Raw genomic sequence first — 9,323 nt, 5'->3', positions numbered from 1 at the left:
CTATTGATCTCGCTGCGCGCCATGCTGCCCATCAGCGATTCGTAATCGGGAATCCCCAGTCTGGCGTGCGATTTGGCGCCCAGCGTGCCTTTGTAATCCGGACCCGACACGAAAGCGGCGGCGATCGTCGCGTTGGATTTGAGTATGGGCTCAAACTTGAATTTGCCGACGTTGGCGATCACCTGGGCGGGGCCGAACACCATGTCCAGCGTGCCGTCCTTGGCGTGCTTGATGGCGGAAAAGCCGCGCGTGTAATACTGCAGCCGGACCGGCTGGCCGAGCGCCCGTTCGACTTCGTTGGTGAAGGCGCGGTAGCGCTGGGTGGTATTGAAATCGGTGATCGATTCGTTTTGATCGAGTACTACGCCGAGCGTGAGCGGCGCGGCCTGGACAACAGCCGAGACCAGAAACAGGGACAGGATGGCTAAACGCATGGTCGTCTCCACGGGATGACGTGGAGTTTAACGGTCAGCCCTATGGAAAGTTTAATTGCCGCTAGATCGACGCGGGGATATTGGCCCGCCAGCGCTGCAACGTGGCGCGCAACAAGTCTTCCTGTACTGGCAGCGTGAATGCGGCATCGATGCGCAGGCGGGCGCTGACTTTATCGAGCACGGCCTGATGTGCCGTTTCGTAAAAAACCAGGATACGGGTGCTGGGCGCGCTTTGCACCGCGGCCAGCAGGGATTCGAGATTGGACAGGCGGTCGCGGAAATCCGTCTGGTGGTAAAAATCCGCCACGATGACCGCGGGCGGATTTTTGCGCACCAGGCTGATGGCCTTGCGTTCCGACCACTCGGCGACAACCGCGTAGCCCAGTTCCTGATACAGTTTTTTGTAGCCGGCCGTGCCGATGAAGGCATTGAGCATGAGCAGGCTCGGCGGCGCGCTCATGCGGCAGTTTTTTTGCCGGCCGGTTTTTTGGCGACCTTCTTGGCCGCAGGCTTTTTCACGGCGGGTTTCTTCGATTCGGCAGCGTCGGCCGGTTTCGCTTTCTTCGCCGCCGGCTTGACCGTGGCCTTTTTCACCGGCTTTTTGGCCGGCCCTTTGGCGATGCGCGCGGCGATCAGCGCCAGCGCCTCATCCAGCGTGATCTCCTCCGGCGCGATGTCCTTCGGCAGCGTGGCGTTGGTGCTGCCGTGCTTGACGTAGGGGCCGTAGCGGCCGCTGCGCACCGTGATGTCCTTGCCGTCTTCCGGGTGTGGGCCGAGGTTTTTCAGCAGCGAGGCGGCGGAATCGGCACCGCGCGGTTCGCGCTCCATCGCCAGCACTTCGAGTGCCCGCGGCAGGTCGATTTCATACACGCTGTCGGTCTTGGGGATCGACTTGAACTTGCCGTCGTGCAAGAGATACGGCCCGAAGCGGCCGTTGTTGGCGACGATCGGCAGGCCGGTGGTCGGGTGGTGGCCGACTTCGCGCGGCAGCGAGAGGAATTTCAGCGCCAGTTCAAGCGTCGCATTCTCCAGCGGGATGTCCTTCGGCCACGAGGCGCGGCGCGGCTTCGGCGCCTTCTTGTCTTCCGGCATCTCGCCGATCTGCACGTAGGGGCCGAAGCGGCCGGACAGCAGCTTGACGTCGAGGCCGCTGGCCGGATCCTGGCCGAGAATATTGTCGCCTTCGGCGGTGGCCGGATGCAGTGGGCGCGTGTAGTCGCACTCCGGATAGCCGGAGCAGCCGATGAACAGGCCGCGCTTGCTCGCCTGCATGAACAGCGGCTTGCCGCACTTGGGGCAGGCCTCGAGAATCGGACAGCCGCGCTCGACGTCCTGCTTGGCCTTCAGCTCGCCGTCGAACTCCTTCCAGAATTCGCCAAGGAGGCGCGACCATACGCGCTTGCCGTTGGAGACGTCGTCGAGCTTGTCCTCCAGCTTGGCGGTGAAGTCGTAATCGACGTAATGGGTGAAATGGCGGGTCAGGAAGCAGTTGACCAGGCGACCGATATCGGCCGGCTGAAAGCGCTTCTTTTCCAGTACCACGTATTCGCGATCCTGCAGGGTTGAAATGATGCTGGCGTAGGTGGAAGGCCGGCCGATGCCGTATTCCTCCAGCGCCTTCACCAGCGATGCCTCCGTGTAGCGCGGCGGCGGCTGGGTGAAATGCTGCTCGCCGTAAAGGCGGTCGACCGGCAGGGTCTCGCCTTCGGTCAGCGCCGGCAGTTTCGATTCTTCCTCGTCCTCGTCGTCCTGGTACACCGCGAGAAAACCGGCGAATGCCAGCGTCTGCCCGGTGGCGCGGAAGGTGCCCTCGCCCACCGTGATGTCGGCGGCGACGGTATCGAACTGCGCCGGCGCCATCTGGCAGGCGACGGTGCGCTTCCAGATCAGTTCGTAGAGCCTCGCCTGGTCGTGCGAAAGAAACGGCTTCACCGCTTCGGGCGTGCGTGCGACCGAGGTCGGGCGCACCGCCTCGTGGGCTTCCTGCGCGTTCTTGGTCTTGGCCTTGTAGTGGAGCGCGGTCGGCGGCAGGAATTCCTTGTCGAAGTTAGCGCCCACATACTTGCGGATATCGGTGATCGCTTCCTGCGCCAGATTTACCGAGTCGGTACGCATGTAGGTGATGAGGCCGACCGGGCCTTCGCCCAGATCGATCCCTTCGTATAACTGCTGGGCCGTGCGCATCACGCGGTCGGTGGTCATGCCGAGCTGGCGCACCCCGGCCTGCTGCAGCGTCGAGGTGGTGAATGGCGCGCCGGGGTGGCGGGCGCGCCGCTTCTTTTCGATGCGCATCACCGTGGCATCGCGGCCTTCCAGCGTCGCCAGCCATTCCTTGCTGCGCGCCTCGTGCTCGACTGTGAACTGTTCGAGCTTTTCGCCCTTGAAATGCGTGAGCTTGGCGGTGAAGGGCTGCGCGCCTTTGTGGCTGTCGAGGTGCAGCGTCCAGTACTCGCGCGGCACGAAGGCTTCGATTTCCTCTTCACGCTCGACGATCATCCGCAATGCGGGGGACTGCACGCGGCCGGCGCTCAAACCCGGGCTGATCTTGCGCCACAGCAGCGGCGACAGGTTGAAGCCGACCAGATAATCGAGCGCGCGGCGGGCCTGTTGCGCGTCGACCAGATCGGATGCGATCGCGCGCGGATTGCGCACGGCGTCCTGCACGGCGGATTCGGTGATCTCGTAAAACGCCACCCGCTTCATCGGCGTCTTGACCTTGCGTTCCTTGAGGATTTCGCTGATGTGCCAGGAAATCGCCTCGCCTTCGCGGTCCGGGTCGGTGGCCAGCAGCACTTCGTCGGCTTTTTTGGCGGCCTTGACGATGGCATCGACGTGCTTGGCGTTGCGCTCGATGACCTGGTATTTCATGCTGAAATTTTCGGTGTCGACCGCGCCGGTTTTCGGCTCAAGATCGCGCACGTGGCCGTAGCTGGCGAGAATTTCGTAGTCCGCGCCGAGGTACTTCTTCAGCGTTTTGGACTTGGAGGGCGATTCGACGATGACAAGCTTGGACATGGTTATTCGATTCAGTGCAAACGTCCTGGCTCGTGGTTCAGCAGCATGTCTTCCAGGTGGGTGAAATGTTCGATCAGCCCGCGGCTCCACAGCACGATCAGCGTCATCCAGCGCACATGGTCCGGTTCGATGTCCTCGCCGCCCAGCGCCATCAGGCCGGAAATCACCCATTCGCGTGATTCGGGGTCGAGGATTTCGGCATTGACCAGATAGGCCAGTTCGGCGCGACAGGCGTCGTTCAGTCGCTCCAGTTCTTCCGGCGCGTAATGACGGTCATACGCCAGGGCCAGCCGTTCGTGGCTGGCGCTGCTGGCCAGATTGGCGTACCAGTCGAGCGCGGCGTTGATGTCGGCTTCTTCGAAACCGGCGGCGAACAGGCGCTTTTCCAGCGCGTCGCGATCGGGCGCCAGCTCCGCCATGCGAAAGCTTTCGTACAGGTAAACCAGGATGTCGAGCATAGTGTCAGTGGATTTTTTGGTAGCGCCCGCCGGGCAGGGACGCAATTCGCCCATCCAGTTCAAGCGTCAACAGCTTCGCTGAAAGCGCATCCAGCGTCAACCCGGTTCTTTGTACGAGAGTGTCGAGCGCGGCCGGTGCGCCGTCGAGCGCATCCAGCACCGGATCGGACAGGGTTTCCGGCGGCACCCGCAAGCGGGGCGGCGCCAGCCGCTGCTGCCAGGCCAGCTCGTCGAGAATGTCGGCGGCCGATTCGACCAGCTTGGCGCCCTGCTTGATCAGCGCATGACAGCCGCGCGCCAGCGGCGAATGGATGGAACCGGGAATGGCAAACACTTCGCGTCCCTGTTCGGTGGCGACCCGTGCGGTGATCAGCGAGCCGCTGTCGGGCGCGGCTTCCACCACCAGCACGCCGCGGGAGAGACCGCTGATCAGCCGGTTGCGGCGCGGGAAATGGCCGGGCAGCGGCGGCGTGCCGAGCGGAAATTCCGACACGATCAGGCCGTTTTCGGCCAGCTGGTGCGCCAGCGCCTTGTTGCGCGCCGGGTAAATGCGGTCGAGCCCGGTGCCGATGACAGCGACGCTCGAGCCAGCGCCTGCCAGCCCGCCGCGATGCGCCGCTGCGTCGATGCCGAGCGCCAGCCCGCTGACGATGGTGAGCCCGGCGTCGGACAGCGCATGGGCGAAGGCTTCGGCGTCGCGCACCCCCTGCGGCGTGGCGTTGCGGCTGCCGACGATGCCGAGGCCGGGCTGGCTCAACAGGGCGCGTCGTCCCTTGCAAAACAGCAGCGCGGGCGGATCGGCGATTTCCAGCAGATTCTTCGGGTAGTCCGCGTCGGCCAGCGTCATCAGGCTGTTGCCCGGCTGGCCGAGCCAGGCATGGGCGGCGTCAAGCCGCGCGGCGTCGGGTTCGGCCAGCAGCGCAGCGCATTGGGCGGAGGAAAGATGCGCCGCCAGCGCCGCGCGGCCGGATGCCAAAACGGCCTCCGGAGAACCGAAGGCCGTCAGCAGGCGGAGCAGGCTGGCGTTGCCGACCCCGGGGGCGAGCGCGAGGCGCAGCCAGGCGTCAGCCACGCCCGATGCTCCCGGCGAGAACGCGTGCGTTCAGGGGTTTTTCACCGTGTCGAGCAGGTATACCGGGCGTTCGGATTGCATGATCAGCGCGTAGGACACGCGATCGAACACGCGGTACACCATGACGAGGCCGGTGCGGGAGTCCGGGAGCTGGACGGCGTCGGCCTGGGTCTTGTCGACGCAACTGCGGTCGTACACTTCCTTGGGGTCGAAGAACTGGTCGAAGCTCACTTTCTTGCCGGGTTTCAGGCAGCCCACATCCATGTAGGCCCAGGGCCCGGCCTGGACTTCCGTTCCGGGACAGTCCTGCATGACCTTGCCAGGCTCATAAGGTTGGTCGAAGCTGATCTTTTCGCCTGGTTTGATGCAGCCGGAATCGAGGAAAACCCAGCGCTGGCGGCCACCCTTTTTCGGGTCCATTTTGACCAGTTTTCCTGTGCGATACACCGCCAGCACATGACCGGGTTCGAGGCCGTCCTGTGCGCCGCGGTTGATCACCACCGTCTGATAGCGCCCGGAGTTGGACATTCCTTCGGCGCCGTAGGCGGAAATCACCTTGCCGGAAACCGGTTTTTCTGGCGCATGCGGCACGAATTCGAATACGGTGGTTTCCTGCGCCGGCAACAGCTTGTCCTTGGCGAACACCTCTTGCGTCACCCGCTTGATCTGCAATTTTTGCGGGTTGCCGGCGACCAGCGTCTCGGCATCGCCCAAAAACACGGCCTCATGGCCCAGCAGCTCCCCGTTGTCGGGGTTGGTCAAGGCTTGTCCCTTGCGGTAAATCTGCCAATTGCGGTTTGCCGAGCCATCGCCCGTGGCGTACGCCGTGTCGCCCGTCGTCATGATGACGCGCTCTTCATTGGTGCCGAGGATCTGCGGCGCGTTGTTCAGCTGGTCGTCGCTGACCAGCAAGGGCTGTTTCAGAAAGGCATGGATCGCCGTGATGGGAATCGCCGGAATGGCATTGCTGCCGATCTCGGCCGCGCGCACGCCGGGCGACAGCTTGATCGTCTGCATGCCGTTCTTGCCGCCCTTGACCAGCGCCAGACGCGGCTCCTTGCCGCTGCGGTCGAGCACGATCAGGTCGCCCGGGTAAATCCAGTGCGGGTTCTTGATTTCCGCGCGGTTCAGGTTCCAGATCTGCGGCCAGCGCCACGGATCCTTGAGAAACTTGCCAGAGATATCCCACAGCGTGTCGCCTTTGACCACGACGTATTTGTCCGGCGCGTTGTCCTGCAATTTAAGGGTATCGGCCAGCGTGGGAGCAGCGGCCAGCAACAGGGCAAGAGAAACAACGAGTTGACGCACGGGGAACCCTCCATTTAGACCTTGTCTAATTTTCTGCGTTGAAAATATACTGTGCGCCTAACTTACGGCTATCCGCCGTCTTATATTTAGGGTTGCTGACGGCCGGGTGCGGATTTTGCATCAAAGTGTGCCTCCAGTCCCTTCATTCGTAAAGCTTTTTATGGCCAGACTCGACATTTTGCATTACCCCGATGCGCGCCTGCACACCATCGCCAAACCGGTGCAGGCGGTGGACGCGCGCATCCGCAAGCTGATCGACGACATGGCCGAGACCATGTACGCCGCGCCCGGTATCGGTCTGGCCGCCACTCAGGTCAACATTCACGAACGCGTCGTCGTCATCGACATTTCCGAAACCCACGACGAGCTGCGGGTGTTCATCAATCCCGAAATCGTCGCGCAGTCCGGGCGTGAAGAAAGCGAAGAAGGCTGCCTGTCGGTGCCGGGCATTTTCGACAAGGTCGAGCGCGCCGAGCGCGTCACCGTGCGTGCGCTCGACCGCGACGGCAAGCGGTTCGAACTCGAGGCCGAGGGTCTGCTGGCGGTGTGCGTCCAGCACGAAATGGATCACCTGATGGGCAAGGTCTTCGTCGACTATCTGTCCAATCTCAAACGCAACCGCATCAAGGCCAAGCTGGCCAAACAGGCGCGCGAACACCGCCCCGACGCCGCGCCCGTGCGCGCGTCGCTTTGAGCCGTTCCTCGTGCGCATCGTTTTTGCCGGCACCCCGCCGTTTGCGGCGGCAGCCCTGAACGCCCTGGCGGATGCCGGGCACGACATCGCCCTGGTGCTGACCCAGCCTGACCGCCCGGCCGGACGCGGCATGAAATTGGTCGCCAGCGCCGTCAAGCAGGCGGCGCTGGCACGCGGCCTGCCGGTCGCGCAGCCCGCCAGCCTGAAGCTTCCCGATTCGCAGGCCGAACTGCGTGCGGCGGATGCCGACATCATGGTGGTCGCGGCCTACGGGCTGATCCTGCCGCAGGCCGTGCTGGACCTGCCGCGTTTCGGCTGCCTCAACATCCACGCCTCGCTGCTGCCGCGCTGGCGCGGTGCAGCGCCGATCCAGCGTGCGATTCTGGCGGGCGACACGGAAACCGGCATCACCATCATGCAGATGGACGCCGGGCTCGACACCGGCGCCATGCTGACGAAAACGCCGGTGCCGATCCTTGAAACCGACACCGCAGCAAGCCTGCATGACACCCTGGCCGCGGCCGGCGCCGGCGCCATCGTCGAGGCGCTGGCGAACTACCCTGCGCTGCTGCCGCAGCCGCAGGACGACGCGCAGGCGACGTACGCCGCCAAACTCAGCAAGGAAGAAGCCCGGCTCGACTGGCGCCAGCCGGCCGACCTGCTGGCGCGTGCCGTACGTGCCTACAATCCGGCACCCGGCGCGTGGACGCTGCTGGACGGCGAGCCGCTGAAAATCTGGTCGGCACAAGCCGGTGCCGATTCATTGCCTGTCGAAGCAGGTGAAAACGCGAATGCGCCGGGCGAAGTGCTGCGCGCCGGCGCGGACCAGCTGATCGTCGCCTGCGGCAGCGGAACGCTGGCCTTGCAGGCGGTCCAGCCGGCAGGCGGCAAACGGATGAGTGCTGCAGCCTTCCTCGCCGGCCGTCCGCTGTCGCCCGGAATCCGGCTCGGCGCCTGAAGTCGAATCGCGCGCCGGGTGCCGGCGCGACTGATATCATCCGCCGCTCGATGCGGTGGCCAGAATCCCATGAATCAACCGACAAAGCGGGGCGTTTTTCCCCATGCGTAAGCTGCAACAACTCGCCGCCGGCGCGCTTGAGGAGGTGCTCGCCGGTACGGCGCTGCACCAGGTGTTGCCGCGGTGCCTGCAGCACCTGCACACGCCCGGCGAACGCGGCGCGCTGCAGGACATCGTGTATGGCAGCCTGCGCCAGCTGGGCCGCCTCGACGCCTGGCTGGCGGCGCTGCTCGACCGTCCGCTGACCGATCCGCAACTGGGCTGGCTGCTGCGCGTGGCGCTGTACCAACTGGCCTACACCCGCGCCCCCGCCCATGCCGTGGTGCACAACGCCGTCACCGCCGCCGGCCAAGGCTGGCGGCGCGGTCTCGCCAATGCGGTGCTGCGCAATTTTCAGCGGTGCCGCGCCGAGCTGGACAAAATCGCCGCCGACCAGCCGTCCGCACGCTGGTCGCACCCCGACTGGTGGATTGCGAAACTGCAAGCCGAATATCCGGACCAATGGCAGGGTATCCTCGAGGCCAGCCTGCTGCATCCGCCGTTCACTCTGCGCGTCAATTGCCGCCGTGGCGATGTCGCAAGCTATCTCCGGCGCCTGAACGAGGCCGGGATGCCGGCGCATCAAACCGGTCCGGATGCGGTCACCCTCGACCGCGCGGTGCCGGTGCACAGCCTGCCCGGCTTCGACCAGGGCGAGGTGTCGGTACAGGATGCCGGCGCGCAATGGGCCGCGCGCCTGCTCGACGCCCAGGCGGGCGAGCGGGTGCTCGACGCCTGCGCGGCGCCCGGCGGCAAGAGCGGCCATATCCTGGAGCGTGCGGATGTCGATCTGTGCGCGCTCGATGTCGACGCCGTGCGGCTGGCGCGGGTGCGCGAAAATCTCGACCGCCTGCAACTGCAGGCGACGCTGCTCGCAGGCGACGCGGCACAGCCCGCCGCCTGGTGGGACGGCCGGCCGTTCGACCGCATCCTGGCCGATGTACCGTGCAGCGCCTCCGGCGTGGTGCGCCGCAATCCCGACATCAAGTGGCTGCGCCGCCCCGACGACATCGCTCAATTTTCCGCGCAGCAGGCCGTTATGCTGGAAGCACTCTGGCGGCTGCTGGCCCGCGGTGGTACATTGCTTTACGCCACCTGCTCGATATTCGATGAAGAAAACGACGGGCAAGTGCGAGCGTTCCTGGCGCGTCATATAAAAGACGCCGAACGCTGCCCGCTTCCTCAACCCTTGACCGATGGGGCGCTGCTGCCCGATGCCGAGCACGATGGTTTCTTTTACGCCCTGCTGCGCAAGACGTGACCCGGCTTTTCGATGGCTGGCCGG

The 9,323-nt window shown here is 64.7% G+C and carries 8 protein-coding genes and 1 pseudogene; 3 read left to right on the top strand and 6 right to left on the bottom strand.

Going from position 1 to position 9,323, the window contains the following annotated elements; translation table 11 throughout:
• From Q0L94_RS08550 to Q0L94_RS08525, 6 genes and pseudogenes are all read right to left on the bottom strand, one after another.
• A pseudogene (locus tag Q0L94_RS08550) lies at positions 1-434 on the bottom strand (rhodanese); the annotation flags it as partial.
• A 61-nt stretch (positions 435-495) separates the two neighbouring features.
• Positions 496-894, bottom strand: a complete 399-nt coding sequence (locus tag Q0L94_RS08545) for a hypothetical protein (RefSeq protein WP_296752465.1) — start codon at positions 892-894, stop codon at positions 496-498.
• Entirely contained in the window at positions 891-3,449 is a 2,559-nt protein-coding gene (gene topA, locus Q0L94_RS08540; RefSeq protein WP_296752462.1) for a type I DNA topoisomerase, read from the bottom strand. Before topA ends, Q0L94_RS08545 begins: the two co-directional genes overlap by 4 nt.
• 11 nt (positions 3,450-3,460) lie before the next feature.
• Positions 3,461-3,907, bottom strand: coding sequence for a DUF494 family protein (locus Q0L94_RS08535; RefSeq protein ID WP_018076643.1), 447 nt, complete (start codon positions 3,905-3,907; stop codon positions 3,461-3,463).
• A 4-nt stretch (positions 3,908-3,911) separates the two neighbouring features.
• The gene (gene dprA / locus Q0L94_RS08530; protein WP_296752459.1) at positions 3,912-4,979 is read right to left on the bottom strand and encodes a DNA-processing protein DprA; all 1,068 of its coding nucleotides are present in this window, start codon (positions 4,977-4,979) and stop codon (positions 3,912-3,914) included.
• A 30-nt stretch (positions 4,980-5,009) separates the two neighbouring features.
• Positions 5,010-6,287, bottom strand: coding sequence for a LysM peptidoglycan-binding domain-containing protein (locus Q0L94_RS08525; protein ID WP_296752456.1), 1,278 nt, complete (start codon positions 6,285-6,287; stop codon positions 5,010-5,012).
• Between the two features lie 160 nt (positions 6,288-6,447).
• On the opposite strand from Q0L94_RS08525, the gene def reads away from it, so the two are divergent.
• The 3 genes from def (at position 6,448) to rsmB (ending at position 9,299) form a co-directional block, all read left to right on the top strand.
• Entirely contained in the window at positions 6,448-6,981 is a 534-nt protein-coding gene (def, locus tag Q0L94_RS08520) for a peptide deformylase (protein WP_296752453.1), read from the top strand.
• 10 nt (positions 6,982-6,991) lie between these two features.
• Positions 6,992-7,939 (top strand): methionyl-tRNA formyltransferase, encoded by a 948-nt coding sequence (gene fmt, locus Q0L94_RS08515; protein ID WP_296752450.1) that lies wholly within the window; start codon positions 6,992-6,994, stop codon positions 7,937-7,939.
• Positions 7,940-8,042: 103 nt separating this feature from the next.
• Positions 8,043-9,299, top strand: coding sequence for a 16S rRNA (cytosine(967)-C(5))-methyltransferase RsmB (gene rsmB, locus Q0L94_RS08510; RefSeq protein ID WP_296752448.1), 1,257 nt, complete (start codon positions 8,043-8,045; stop codon positions 9,297-9,299).
• Positions 9,300-9,323: the final 24 nt, after the last annotated feature.

Source organism: Thiobacillus sp., assembly GCF_024708915.1.
This window is presented reverse-complemented; position numbering and strand designations above follow the sequence as displayed.